9 protein-coding genes are annotated in these 14031 nt (G+C 36.2%); 5 read left to right on the top strand and 4 right to left on the bottom strand.

Features of this window, described 5'->3' with window-relative positions; all coding sequences use genetic code 11:
• Positions 1-28: 28 nt before the first annotated feature.
• The gene (locus BXY75_RS05310; protein WP_121906687.1) at positions 29-1291 is read right to left on the bottom strand and encodes a tetratricopeptide repeat protein; all 1263 of its coding nucleotides are present in this window, start codon (positions 1289-1291) and stop codon (positions 29-31) included.
• Positions 1292-1306: 15 nt separating this feature from the next.
• Positions 1307-3856, bottom strand: coding sequence for a DNA gyrase subunit A (gene gyrA, locus BXY75_RS05305; protein ID WP_121906686.1), 2550 nt, complete (start codon positions 3854-3856; stop codon positions 1307-1309).
• Positions 3857-4116: 260 nt separating this feature from the next.
• Here gyrA and BXY75_RS05300 point away from each other — a divergent pair, with 260 nt between their 5' ends.
• Both BXY75_RS05300 and BXY75_RS05295 read left to right on the top strand, forming a co-directional pair.
• Positions 4117-6669: an ATP-dependent Clp protease ATP-binding subunit gene (locus tag BXY75_RS05300; protein WP_121906685.1), complete on the top strand. Its 2553-nt coding sequence runs from the start codon at positions 4117-4119 to the stop codon at positions 6667-6669.
• Between the two features lie 200 nt (positions 6670-6869).
• A complete protein-coding gene (locus BXY75_RS05295; protein WP_245962919.1) occupies positions 6870-7199 on the top strand; it encodes a TraR/DksA family transcriptional regulator in 330 nt (109 codons plus the stop codon).
• A gap of 9 nt (positions 7200-7208) precedes the next feature.
• On the opposite strand, the gene BXY75_RS05290 is transcribed toward BXY75_RS05295, so the two are convergent.
• Entirely contained in the window at positions 7209-8096 is an 888-nt protein-coding gene (locus BXY75_RS05290; RefSeq protein ID WP_121906684.1) for a T9SS type A sorting domain-containing protein, read from the bottom strand.
• A gap of 146 nt (positions 8097-8242) precedes the next feature.
• Between BXY75_RS05290 and BXY75_RS17105 the strand changes: the two genes are divergently transcribed.
• Positions 8243-8623 carry a hypothetical protein gene (locus tag BXY75_RS17105; protein ID WP_170152852.1) on the top strand — a complete coding sequence of 127 codons (381 nt, stop codon included), beginning with the start codon at positions 8243-8245 and terminating at the stop codon, positions 8621-8623.
• Here the strand turns inward: BXY75_RS17105 and hutH are convergent.
• Positions 8620-10131 (bottom strand): histidine ammonia-lyase, encoded by a 1512-nt coding sequence (gene hutH, locus BXY75_RS05280; protein WP_121906683.1) that lies wholly within the window; start codon positions 10129-10131, stop codon positions 8620-8622. The two genes, BXY75_RS17105 and hutH, sit on opposite strands and share 4 nt — an antisense overlap.
• A gap of 106 nt (positions 10132-10237) precedes the next feature.
• Here hutH and BXY75_RS05275 point away from each other — a divergent pair, with 106 nt between their 5' ends.
• On the top strand, positions 10238-11263 hold the full coding sequence (locus BXY75_RS05275; protein ID WP_121906682.1) for a TlpA family protein disulfide reductase: 1026 nt from the start codon (positions 10238-10240) through the stop codon (positions 11261-11263).
• 258 nt (positions 11264-11521) lie between these two features.
• Positions 11522-14029, top strand: coding sequence for a phospholipase D-like domain-containing protein (locus BXY75_RS05270; protein ID WP_121906681.1), 2508 nt, complete (start codon positions 11522-11524; stop codon positions 14027-14029).
• The last annotated feature ends 2 nt before the right edge of the window (positions 14030-14031 follow it).

Here is a 14031-nt window from a genome sequence, read left to right as displayed (position 1 = left end):
TCTTATTTTTTTTTTGCAAACGTGAAGACTACTGTCCACCCTCCATTTGCTGTACTATAGCTTTCATCTCTTTATATTTTACGTCTTCACCGGTCTGACTGTAAATATTCATCAACGTTCGAAGGATTTCGATTTTATCAGTTCCTGCATTCACTACAGTCTCAAGGTACGGAAGCGCCTTATGATAAACATTATTACGTTGTTCTTTCAATACATCATATCGTTGATTATCGGCACGGGATGTACCTAGATTATTCATCTCATCAACGATAGCCGTTTCATCTTTTAAAATTAGAGTTGCTATATTGATACGCGCTTTATTATAGGTGTCATCAAGTTCAAGTGCTTTTTCATAGTAGGTCATTGCCTCTTCAAACTCCTTTAATTCGGCACTACTAACTCCCAAATTAAAATACAGTTCAGGATTCTCAGGATCTAATGCTACAACTTCCTTTATAAGTCTTTTATAGTTTACCATGTCTCCCATTTTATAAGCCATATCTGCTTCTGCACGAACCAAAGAAGGGTCGTCGGGGTTTTCACTTCTGGCAACTTTCATGAGTGCTTTTGCTTTCTCTTCATTTCCCTGTTCCAAATAGATCAAGGTCATATTTCGAAGGATTTCACCTCTATCGGATGAAGTTACTCTTGCCTCAGGCTTAATAAATTCACCGCTTTTAAGCATTAGATTTCTTTCCACTTCTGAATTAAAAACTTCCACTTCCCCGCTAATCTTGTTGGTTGCTACCAACTCGGTTTTTATACCCGAATACCCTAAATCATTTAGAATCTCGTAGTATTTCAATGCAGAATCAAAATCCTTATTATTCAAAGCGTTACCCGCCGCATAATAAAGATCTGAAGTATCCTTTTTGCTTATCGTATAACTTGTATACAATTTTTTAGCAGCTCGATCGAAGTTTTTGGTGTTTTGATCTTTAATCGCACTATTCACCAAATTAACTCTTAGGTTTTGAATTCCTTCTTCTACTCTGGAATCAGAATCTCCAGATAATTCCTTCGCTTTTAAAAATGCATCAGCCGCCATTTTCAGCTTATCAATATCATCACCGGCTTTTTGCGATTGTACTTCTCCTTTTAACGTATAAAATTGAACCTGTTGGTTTGTATCGGCCCCGGACATCATAGATTCTGCCATATCCAATTGACTCATTGCCTCGGTGATGTCACCAGATGCAAGAGCCTTTTCAGCTTTTTTCAGTTCCTTTTTTTGTCCGAAAGAAATAGCCGTGACCATAAACAACGCGGCTAAGATTGAATGTTTTTTCATTTTTGTGAGTTTAATTTATTCTTCAGTTTCAGTTTGTGTCTCATCATTATCAATATTAGTGCCATCATCCGAATTATCAATAGTAGTACCATCTTCCGATTCGCCTTCTAATACTTCCAATTCCTCATCATCTGGCATTACCTTGGCAACTGCAGCAATAGAATCATCTCCTCTCACTTTAATAAGTCGTACTCCTTGAGTTGCACGTCCCATAACTCGTAGATCTGCTACAGCCATTCTAATTGCAATTCCGGATTTATTGATGATCATCAAGTCATCCTCATCCGTAACATTCTTTATCGCTACTAATTTACCTGTTTTTTCGGTAACATTAATAGTTTTTACACCTTTACCACCACGATTGGTAATACGATAGTCATCTATGTTAGAGCGCTTTCCATAGCCATTTTCTGATACCACCAGAATATTAGACTCTTTATCGTCTACGGCAATCATCCCTATTACTTCATCATTTTTGTCGGCTAAAGTAATTCCACGAACTCCTGAAGCATTTCTTCCCATAGGTCGTGTTTTACCTTCTTCGAATCGAATGGCTTTACCAGAACGAAGCGCTAACATCACCTGACTGTCACCTGTAGTCAACTTAGCTTCAAGCAATTCGTCATTGTCTTTAATAGTGATTGCATTAATACCATTGGTTCTTGGTCGCGAATACTGCTCTAAAGGCGTCTTTTTAACCTGCCCATTTTTGGTAGCCATAATCACATAATGCTTATTGATGTATTCTTCATCCTTAAGATCCTGAGTACAGATAAATGCTTTTACCTTGTCATCCGGTTCGATGTTTATTAAATTCTGAATAGCCCGTCCCTTGGAAGTTTTACTGCCTTCAGGAATTTCAAATACACGCATCCAGAAACACTTTCCTTTTTGAGTGAAGAACAACATATACTGGTGATTTGTACCAATAAACAGATGTTCTAAGAAATCTTCATTTCGTGTAGCTGTAGCTTTTTGCCCAACTCCTCCTCTATTTTGAGTTTTATATTCTGTTAATGAAGTTCTTTTTATGTATCCAGCATGAGAAATTGTTAGTACCACCTGTTCATCTGCAATAAGATCTGTAATACTCACATCACCCCCTGCATATTCAATCACAGAACGACGCTCATCACCATATTTGCTTCTTATTTCCTCAAGCTCTTCTTTTATAATGGCCATTCGGCGATCTTCTCTCGCAAGAATATCTTCATAATCTTCGATAGTCTTCATCAATTCTTCATACTCTGTACGAAGTTTGTCTTGTTCCAGACCGGTTAATTGACGTAATCGCATTTCAACTATCGCCTTCGCCTGTATTTCTGAAAGATCGAACGCTTTTATTAATGCTTCTCTCGCTTCATCTGCATTGGCTGACCCTCTAATTAAGCGGATAACTTCGTCAATATTATCTGACGCAATTATTAAACCTTCTAATATATGTGCGCGTTCCTTTGCCTTCCGAAGTAAATATTCTGTCCGTCTTACTACTACTTCGTGACGGTGTTCAACAAAATAGTGGATGAGCTGTTTCAGATTTAACATCTGAGGTCGGCCTTTTACCAACGCAATATTATTAACACTAAAACTCGATTGAAGCGCTGTGTATTTAAACAGCATGTTCAATACTATATTAGGAATTGCATCTCTTTTAAGGATGTATACAATTCGCATTCCATTTCTATCACTCTCGTCGCGAATGTTCGAGATTCCTTCAATCTTTTTATCGTTTACAAGATCGGCAGTTTTTTTAATCATGTCTGCCTTATTCACCTGATAAGGAATCTCTGTAACGATTATACATTCTCTTCCTTGAACTTCTTCAAAAGTTGCTTTAGCACGCATAACCACGCGTCCTCTTCCTGTATGAAATGCATCCTTAACCCCTTCATAACCATAAATAACCCCTCCAGTTGGAAAATCGGGTGCTTTTATGTGTTGCATTAATTCATCAATCTCGATATCGTTATTTTCGATATAGGCGATCGTTCCATTAATAACTTCCGTTAGGTTATGCGGTGGCATATTTGTAGCCATCCCAACTGCAATTCCTGATGCTCCGTTTATTAATAGACCGGGAACTCTTGTAGGCAAAACTGTAGGCTCTTGTAGCGTATCATCGAAATTTAGTTGATGATCTACAGTCTCCTTATCAATATCTGCAAGCATATCTTCGGAAATCTTCTGCATACGGGCTTCCGTATAACGCATTGCTGCCGGACTATCACCATCAATCGAACCAAAGTTACCTTGTCCATCGACCAACATATATCGTAAACTCCATTCCTGCGCCATACGCACCATCGCATCATAAACTGAAGTATCTCCATGCGGGTGATACTTTCCTAGTACCTCTCCCACAATTCTGGCAGATTTTTTATGTGCTCCTGTGGCTCTAATTCCAAGTTCATGCATACCGAAAAGAACACGTCTGTGCACAGGCTTCATACCATCTCTAACATCTGGCAAAGCACGTGACACAATGACCGACATCGAATAATCGATATAAGCCGATTTCATTTCATCTTCGATGTTGATAGGGATTACTTTTTCTCCTTCAGCCATAAAATATTTTCTTTAATTATAGGTTATAAAACTAATGAGGCAAGATACACTATTTTGAAGGTTTAGGAAGGTTTTTAGATATGCATTATTCACGAATTTATTAACAAATATCGCCGTGAAAACCGTTAATAACTATCAACAGTTATCCTTTGAAATACGTAAGTTTTTTTGTCCTTTTACTACTATTGTATTAATAAAGGAATAGTTTTTGCCTTTATGTAGGTAATTTTATTAATTTTAGAGGCATAGGAAGAACGTGTATGGATGATAATTTTTCACCTAGAGTAAAAGATGTAATTGCTTATAGTAAGGAGGAAGCTCTGCGCTTAGGCCACGACTTTATTGGTACTGAGCATTTAATGTTAGGCTTATTGAGAGATGGAAATGGCAAAGCAGTTACTATATTAAATGCATTGGATGTGGACCTAAACCATTTGCGCCGTAAGGTGGAAATATTGAGTCCTGCCAATCCGAGCGGTGGTATTGGTGGTAACGACAAAAAGAATTTACATTTAACAAGACAGGCAGAACGAGCGCTGAAGACAACTTTTCTTGAGGCAAAGTTATTTCAAAGCTCTTCTATTAATACTGCTCATTTGTTATTATGTATTCTTCGGAATGAAAACGACCCTACCACAAAACTATTAAACAAAATGAAGGTAGATTATGATGGAGTTAAAGACCAATTTAAACTAATGATTGCAAACGACGAAGATTATATAGACAGCCCTACGTCCGAATCATTTTCGAATGAAGATGACGCAGCGTCTGAAGAAAACGAGAAGGAAAACCTATTCACAAGTGGTGGAACTAAAACCAATAAAAAATCCAAGACTCCGGTTTTGGATAATTTTGGAAGAGATCTTACCGTAATGGCTGAAGAAGGAAAACTCGATCCCGTAGTGGGTCGTGAAAGTGAAATACAAAGAGTTTCACAAATCCTAAGCCGAAGAAAAAAGAACAATCCGTTGCTCATCGGAGAACCTGGAGTAGGAAAATCGGCAATTGCTGAAGGACTAGCGTTACGAATTATTCAACGTAAAGTTTCACGTATATTATATGATAAAAGAGTAGTAACTCTTGATCTTGCAAGTTTGGTCGCAGGTACAAAATATCGTGGTCAGTTCGAGGAACGTATGAAAGCAGTAATGAACGAACTTGAAAAGAATGAAGACATCATCCTTTTCATAGATGAAATTCACACTATAGTTGGTGCCGGTGGAGCTACAGGCTCTCTGGATGCTTCAAATATGTTTAAACCAGCTCTGGCAAGAGGAGAAATTCAATGTATTGGTGCCACTACCTTGGACGAATATCGTCAATATATAGAAAAAGACGGTGCTTTAGAGCGTCGTTTTCAGAAAGTACTAGTAGAACCTACAACTGTTGAGGAAACCATAGAGATTCTTCAGAATATAAAAGATAAATACGAATCACATCACAACGTGACTTATACTGATGCGGCTCTTGTTGCTTGTGTAAAGTTGACGAACCGATATATGACTGAACGATTTTTACCGGACAAGGCTATTGATGCTTTAGATGAAGCAGGATCACGGGTTCATATAACGAACATCAATGTGCCGGAAAAGATTTTAACAATAGAATCTAAACTGGAAGAGGTTCGTGAATTGAAGAATTCGGTTGTTAAAAAACAGAAATACGAAGAGGCTGCCAAGCTAAGAGATGATGAGAAGAATTTAGAAAAGGAACTTGCTACGGCTCAAGAAGCCTGGGAAACCGAATCTAAATTGCATAGAGAAGAGGTGACAGAAGACAATGTGGCCGAAGTGGTCTCAATGATGACTGGTGTTCCTGTGAATAAAATTGCACAGACTGAAAGCAACAAACTTGCAAAGTTGCCGGATAGAATTAAAGGAAAAGTAATTGGGCAAGATGAAGCTGTAGCTAAAGTGGTGAAAGCCATTCAGCGTAACAGAGCTGGATTGAAAGATCCAAATAAACCTATCGGATCATTTATTTTCTTAGGGCAAACGGGTGTTGGTAAAACACAGTTAGCGAAGGTATTAGCGCGTGAATTGTTCGATTCGGACACTGCATTAGTGCGTATCGATATGAGTGAATACATGGAGAAATTTGCTATTTCCAGATTGGTGGGAGCTCCTCCGGGATATGTAGGATATGAAGAAGGTGGTCAACTTACCGAAAAGATAAGAAGAAAGCCATACGCGGTTGTATTATTAGATGAAATTGAAAAGGCGCATCCAGATGTATTTAATATGCTGCTTCAAGTATTAGATGATGGTCATCTTACCGATAGCCTTGGACGTACTATCGATTTTAGAAATACGATTATTATCATGACTTCAAATATTGGAGCAAGAAAATTAAAGGATTTTGGACAAGGTGTTGGTTTCGGAACTTCTGCAAAGGAAAGTCAGGCAGATGCGAATTCTAAAAGTATCATCGAGAATGCATTGAAAAAAGCATTCGCTCCGGAATTTCTGAATCGTGTTGATGACGTGATGGTCTTTAATACTTTAGATAGAGCAGATATTCACAAGATTATCGATATTGAACTGGATCAATTGTTTATGAGAATTAAAGATCTGGGGTATACCTTAAAATTAACTGATAAAGCTAAGGATTTCATAGCCGATAAAGGTTTCGATAAGGACTATGGTGCAAGACCTTTAAAACGAGCTATTCAAAAATATATTGAAGATGCTTTGGCTGAAGAGATTATAAATTCGAACCTTCAGGAAGGTGATGCTATCACGATGGATCTTGATGAAAAGACCAATGAGCTTACCATTAAGATCAAAAAGCAGAAAAAACCGACTGAATCTTAATAGTTTCTTCGGAATAGTTTACAAGAGCATCCTTTTATACAGGATGCTCTTTTTTTATACGATTATTTGAAGGGAATCAAGTGCTTTCCGAAGTGAAAGATATTGGTAGAATCTAAGAAATAGAAATTTAAAACCTTTAAAAATATTGTACATTAGGTGTTTAGAACTTTTCAGAAAAAGTTATTGTTTGAACATTTAATATGATGATGGATAAAAGCGTAATCGAATCAAGAATCAAGGAAGAAATAATAATTACCGAACAAAAAGTAATAGAATACCGAGAACTTACTAAACCCATTTCACCCGAAAATGCAATTGGCAGGGTTTCTAGAATGGACGCTATTAACAATAAAAGTATTAATGACGTTGCCTTTAGAAAAGCAGAATTAAAACTCAACAATTTAAAAGTAGCACTATCAAAAATTGATGATACCGACTTCGGAATTTGTCGAAATTGCAAACAGCCAATTCCTTTAGGAAGACTTCTACTTATGCCACAGGTTGTAAAATGTGTAAACTGCGCTAATTAGTAAGTTAAATCAATCTACCACAACTTTAAAGCTGCGCTTTTGAAAGCGATTGTTATATGCAACCAACAAATAAACACCCGCCTGAAGATTAGAAAAATCTAAGACAAGAGTTGGACTAGCGCTATTACTAATCGATTGCACCCTCCTACCACTTAGATCAAAAATATCTACATATTTAACTTCCGAAGCATTCGACATTAAACCTATCCCTTCTGAAAGAGAGGTTGACACTATAAGGTCACGCAATGGAGCACCAATTTCGGTTAGATCGAGGATAGAAACACATCCGCTAATCGAATCCAGATTAGAGTAAAACAACTCCCCATCTTTAAAAAAGCAACTCAAATTACCTACTTCATTAATATCTGGAAATCCTCCAGGAGCATTGATTAATGACATGGAGCCAACTCCTTCTACCCATACAGCATTGTCTGTGCTAATTGTGTTCGAAAGTGTTGGAGACAAATAGAAATGTCGGTAGTCGTTTCCATCCACTAAAGGTCTAGGTATTATAGAATCGACTTCATAATAACCGGCATCAGTTATAAAAGGACTAATTGGGTTTTTCATATCGATTGAATCCCCTACTTCCATTGAGAAATCGTACAATAAGTACTCTGTATTTCCAGAAGAAGAAGCAAATGTCATAAAGACTTTTCTTTCCGGGACCTGTTCTCGCAACAAAAACGTTCGCGATATATAATGAAATCCGTCAAGAATTTTAAAAGTATTGCCATCGACAATTGTATCACCATCTGTAAAATACTTATCGGTAAGACACCCAAAATTACAGGTAGTAAACTGCCATTCATTTACATTATCCAGTAAGGGTTTGTATGCCTGCGAAAAGAGAGAAGTAGATACTAAAGCTAATATGAATGGGAAAAATTTATACATTGAAAAAAATATTATTTTATAATAATTTAAGTTAAAAAGGATAATATAATCACAAAAATAGAGAAATGATTACGATGTAAAAGAAAATAGTAATAACTTACTGTATAACAAGCGAATATATTTGAACCATCTAACTAACCCCCACGATGACAACAGTTTTACAATTTGAATTTGGTAAAGTCGAAATTTTTGATTTTTATATTGTGACTACAATGAAAGAGGGAATCATTGTGATTCCGGAATACAATAATGAACTTATCAATGTTGCTAATAAATACTTTAAAAATAAGCCTTTTGCCTATATTACTAATAGAGTAAATTCTTATTCGGTCGATCCAAAAATATACATCGAAACGTCAAAAATCAAAAATTTAGTTGCTTTTGCTGTGGTGACAAAAGAAGCGATAAACATGTCTAATGTGGAGGTTGAAAAAATTTTTCTAAAAAAACCATTTCAACAATTTGAAACATTGGATGAAGCAATTTATTGGGCAAAACATATCATCAAAGACACTACTGTTGCTTAATTAAACAATAATTCCTTATCAATATTGAGCGATTGAAGAAACTCAATAGATGCATGAATATCATTTGCCAATATTCTGTCTTCTGTAACAAATGGAGACACTTCTCTAAAAGATGATATAAAGGATTCAACAAAAGGAGACGACTTTAGAGGAGCTCTAAATGCAAGTGCCTGTGAAGAGTTCATTAGCTCGATAGCTAGAATTGTTTCAATATTATCCACAATCCGTAAACATTTTGTCGCTGCATTGGCACCCATACTCACATGATCCTCCTGCCCGTTCGAAGATACTATCGAATCCACAGAAGCAGGCGTTGCCAATTGTTTGTTCTGACTTACAATTCCGGCAGCAGTATACTGAGGAATCATAAATCCACTATTAAGACCTGGATTATTGACAAGAAAGGCCGGAAGATTTCGAAGCCCGGAAACCAATTGATAAGTTCGTCTTTCTGAAATACTACCAAGCTCGGCCATAGCAATACTTAAATAATCAAGTGACAGAGCCAACGGCTGTCCGTGAAAGTTTCCACCCGAAATTATGAGATCCTCCTTAATAAAGATATTTGGATTATCAGTAACCGAGTTCATTTCCGTTTTTAAAGTTCGTCTCACAAAAGCAAGAGTATCTTTGGTGGCACCATGAACCTGAGGAATACATCTAAAAGAATAAGGATCCTGGACATTCACTTTTTCGGAAGCTCCTATTTCACTATCTGTTAAAAACTCTAATACCTGTTCGGCCGTTTTTACCTGACCTCTATGTGGTCGCACCAGATGTACCAAGGAATTAAACGGACTCATATTACAATTAAATGCATCTATGGAAACTGATCCAATTAAATCTGCCAAATAAGATAACTTGAAGCTTTTCAACAAACAATAAACTCCATAAGCACTCATAAATTGAGTCCCATTAAGCAATGCCAGTCCTTCTTTTGCCATCAAAGTAATCGGTTCCCAGTTGTGTTTTTTAAGAATTTTTTCTGAAGACACAATATCATCACCATCATAAACTTTACCCTTCCCAATTAACGGAAGCGATAAATGAGCTAATGGAGCTAAATCTCCTGATGCTCCTAAACTACCTTGTGTGTAAATCACAGGAAGTACATCATTATTGTAAAAATCGATGAGTCGCTGAATTGTCTCAATCTGTACGCCACTATAGCCATAACTCAAAGACTGAATTTTCAGCAAAAGCATCAATTTTATTATAGTTTTAGGTACATATTCTCCAGTTCCACAAGCATGCGACATCACTAAGTTTTCCTGCAATTTGGAAAGGTTTTCCGAAGATATTTTGACATCACAAAGCGAGCCAAATCCAGTGTTTATACCGTATATCGGTGTTTCATTATCTTTAATTTTTGCAGCCAAATACTCCCTAGACTTCTTAACATTCAACAAAGCTTCTTCTGAAAGTTCCAGCTTTTTATCCATCTCAATTATATCAAAAATTGTAGGCAAATCGAGTATGTCAGCGCTTATGTAATGTAATTCCTGCATGCGAAGGGTTGTTTTCGCAAAAGTACCAAATTCTAGTTAAGGTTTTACTAATTTTTATCAACCTAGTGATTATCTTGTATTTTTGTAGTCTTAACTAAACTTGATCATGAAAAAACTACTTTTATTATTAGCTGCTATTTCAATAATAGCGTGTAAAGAAGAGCCTAAAGACTTTGTTACTTTTTCAGGTAAGATTACCAATAAATACGGTGATTCCATCACCATAAGAACACGAGACTTCTCTAAATCCATAGCTTTAAAAGAAGACGGAAGCTTTAAAGACACACTTAAAGTGACACCAGGCATTTATAATTTCTATGATGGAAGAGAATCGACAAATATTTATCTCCAAAACGGATATGATATCTATATGACTCTAGATACTGAAATGTTCGATGAGACAGCGAAATACACTGGAATAGGATCTGAAAACAGTAATTTCTTAGCAGAAAAATCTCTTTTTGAAGAGAAGCAAATGGATAAGAACTTTGATAGTATGACTGAAAAAGAATTAAACACAAGCATGTCGTCTATCAAAACTGAAATAACAGAATTTATAAACGGATCGAAAAATTTAGATACGTTGGTGATAAATCAAAGTTTAAGGGGCGTAGATCCGATGATTGAAGGGACGAAGGGATATTACGCAAGTATTCTTGCAATTAAAAAAGATCTGCCAAAAGGAGCCCCCTCGCCTACTTTTGAAGGTTATGAGAATATAAATGGTTCTAAAACTTCAATGTCCGATCTGAAAGGAAAATTCGCTTATATAGACGTATGGGCAACTTGGTGCGGTCCATGTAAAGCCGAAATTCCTTCCCTAAAAAAACTTGAAAAAGATTATCACGGAAAAAACATTGCCTTTGTAAGCATGTCAATTGACGATGACCGAAGCCACAAAGGATCATGGGAATTAGCAAATGAAAACTGGAAAGCCATGGTAAAAGACAAAAGCCTTGGAGGTATTCAAATCTTTGCACCTGAAGGTTGGAAGTCTAAATTTATCACAGATTATAAAATAAACGGAATTCCACGTTTTATCTTGGTCGATCCTAGTGGAAATATCGTAGATGCCAGCGCACCCAGACCTTCAGACCCGGCACTAAGAGAGATGTTCAATGCTTTTCTATAGAACTCAAGCGGACTTTTATAATGAAGGCTTTACTTTCAAATTGTATTATTTTGATGCATTAAAATAAACTCTTTATATAATTTATTACAAAAAAGCTTCCCACTTCGGAAGCTTTTTTGTTTTCGATCAAATGGTTAAGGAAAGAGTTAATTCATTTTTTCTGAAGCTTGCTATTTCAGAAACCATTTCTAATAATTTTAGTAAAATAGATATAATTTAATGTAACTTTATTAGGACTAACCAAACTATAACCAAGTTATGCCAAACAAGTTAACCAGAGCGGCCAAAGAGAACAAGTTTTTTTGCTTTCTGTTACTAAACATTAAAGTTAATTTCTATAAAAAGCTGTCACTGTTCTTAACAATAATGGTTCTGTCCGGTTGTAGTCAGAGGATTGTTGGTCCTACTCTAAATACTGTAATTCCTGATTATCTTCAAGTAAATGAATTTCAAGTTAAAAATGCATTTATTCTAAAAGATAATGATCAAGCATTCGCTTCAAAAATCGATATCATTCGCAATGCTGACAAAGAGCTTCGGCTTATTTATTACATCTTCGATCTAGACGAATCAACCGCATATATGACCAATGAGATTCTTCAAAAAATAAAGGAGGATAAAGATTTCAGAGTAAAACTGTTAACCGATTATCAATGGAATTACAAGAACTTAGACTTTTTTAGATGGTTAGAAAGTCAGCAACCGCATGGTATTCAGCAAATAGAAATTCGCTTTTACAATCGTCCGGCGATTTCTGTTATAAAATTCGCAGAGTTTATGACTTTAGGGTGTGCTAATGCCAAACAAGGTGCTGAAAGTAATGGATTGGATTGTACTGAAGAAAAACTTAACTATTTGAAGAAGTATGACGGTTTAAGCTTACCTCAAGCAGAAGAGGTAATGAGTATCGAGGCAAAAATATTCTTAGCAGGGTTTTATGCAAAAGACCCTAATGGTATTTTGTTCGGAACGCAACTCGGGTATGGTAGAGACCTTCAAACAATGATGTCTAGTCCCGGTGGTACTCCTAAAATAGATGAAGCCCAAAAACAGACTCTTATGAAAGTAATGAAGTTGTATTGGGATGCAAAAACAGGGAGCACTTCGGAAAAAATTCAGGCTAAAATCCAGCTTTCCATCGCTGGTTTATTCTTCGGAAAAGAACTCAAACCATTTTTAAATGGGCTAGAAACCTTGCTGCCATTTTCACTTAAAGATGCCGATGAAACGGCCTTAATGACCAACCCGGAAATTGCATATATAACAGATTATACCCATCATAAATTTATTCTCGCCGATACAAAGACAGCGCAAGTAGGTGGGAGAAACTGTGCAAACGCCTATCATATGCGACCTAACGAGCTGGAAAAGAAATACATTTTTATGGATACCGATGTTTATTTGGATCTGGAACCAAAAGGGGGTACTCTTTTTAAGAAGACATTCGAAGATTTATGGGGTTTTACAGAGATGGTTGCAACCACTTCAGAAATAGAAAAACACGCTCCTATCGGATTTCTATATATGATTAATCAAGCAAATACCATAGCAGAAACTGAATGCTCGAAAATTGAGGACCAAATTCAACGCCTTGGGTGTTCTGGGCAAGTATTCTATAATTTACTGGATCAAGGCTATTCAGAATTAGTGCAAATAAAGCAAGCGGAATGGGGCGAAAAATTTACATCCTATTTACATAAATATGAAAACGATTATTTAGCAAAAACCATCAATAAGAAAAGCTGGACTCAACTCAACGAATTATTTGATGCAAATAATGGTTTTGTTCAAAATACAACGATCGAAAATGGTTTACATACTACAAATGTAATCCCAATGAAGTCTCAGAATATTTACTATGTTGAAAATGTACCGTACGACCTTAGTACTAAAGGAAGAAATTTACCAAGACAAAGGCACTTTGGCGCTGCTCATGGCGAAGAAATAGAACATGGCAAAATGATTCATAAGGTTTGGGAAGATGCGTTTATAGCCGCCTGCGAAAAAAGTGAAAAGACTCAAGAGCCAGTCGAAGTGATCATTCACCAAGGTTATTTTGCGCCAACTGAAAGCGTTGTACATCAAATGAACATGTTGATGAATGAGAAAATTTGCAAGAATGTGAAACTAAAAATTTACACCAACTCTATAACAACAACAGATCTCACGCCGGTTAATTTTATTGGAAGACGTCAAATGCATGAGTTGTTTCAAAAAAACAAAAATTTCGATTCAGATAAATTTGAGTATTTTGAATACAACAAGGCAGTCCTGGATTCGATCGTAGCTAACAATTTTTTACTGGAAAATGGCGTTAAAGGAACTGGATCCTTTTCTTTGCATTCGAAAGTGATTCTATTTGATGATGATATCTACATTGGATCTTCTAATGCCGAATTCAGAAGTTATATGATGGATACCAATAATGGAATTTTCATCAAGGATGTGCCGGAATTAGTGGCTTCATATAAAAAGATCTTAAAAAATTTAGAAGATAAAAACATTGTTGGGGATGCTAAAAATAGTTTGAAGTTTTCCGACTTATTAGAATTACATCAACAGGAAGTAAAAGACTTTGCCGAGTTACGTGATCGATATGCAATGGATGACAGAAGCTTTCTTAAGAGTCGGAAAGAACAATTGGAGTATACTATTAATCAATTATACGAAATTTTAAATCAGGTATCTGTCGAAATGGAACGCAGTTTGAAGAAGAAAAAACTAGAAGGCCGCTCAAAATTGGATGAGTTGCTTAAAGTCTTCTAGAA

It is taken from the genome of Ulvibacter antarcticus, assembly GCF_003688405.1.
In the GTDB taxonomy this organism is placed as follows: domain Bacteria; phylum Bacteroidota; class Bacteroidia; order Flavobacteriales; family Flavobacteriaceae; genus Ulvibacter; species Ulvibacter antarcticus.
The sequence above is the reverse complement of the archived record's forward strand: the minus strand, read 5'-3'. Positions and strand labels throughout refer to the sequence as shown.

What these genes read in the sequence shown, in the direction of transcription:
- BXY75_RS05310 (WP_121906687.1), bottom strand. Translation starts at nt 1,291, where the DNA reads ATGAAAAAACATTCAATCTTAGCCGCGTTGTTTATGGTCACGGCTATT.
- BXY75_RS05270 (WP_121906681.1), top strand. Translation starts at nt 11,522, where the DNA reads ATGCCAAACAAGTTAACCAGAGCGGCCAAAGAGAACAAGTTTTTTTGC.
- gyrA (WP_121906686.1), bottom strand. Translation starts at nt 3,856, where the DNA reads ATGGCTGAAGGAGAAAAAGTAATCCCTATCAACATCGAAGATGAAATG.
- hutH (WP_121906683.1), bottom strand. Translation starts at nt 10,131, where the DNA reads ATGCAGGAATTACATTACATAAGCGCTGACATACTCGATTTGCCTACA.
- BXY75_RS05295 (WP_245962919.1), top strand. Translation starts at nt 6,870, where the DNA reads ATGATGATGGATAAAAGCGTAATCGAATCAAGAATCAAGGAAGAAATA.
- BXY75_RS05300 (WP_121906685.1), top strand. Translation starts at nt 4,117, where the DNA reads ATGGATGATAATTTTTCACCTAGAGTAAAAGATGTAATTGCTTATAGT.
- BXY75_RS17105 (WP_170152852.1), top strand. Translation starts at nt 8,243, where the DNA reads ATGACAACAGTTTTACAATTTGAATTTGGTAAAGTCGAAATTTTTGAT.
- BXY75_RS05275 (WP_121906682.1), top strand. Translation starts at nt 10,238, where the DNA reads ATGAAAAAACTACTTTTATTATTAGCTGCTATTTCAATAATAGCGTGT.
- BXY75_RS05290 (WP_121906684.1), bottom strand. Translation starts at nt 8,096, where the DNA reads ATGTATAAATTTTTCCCATTCATATTAGCTTTAGTATCTACTTCTCTC.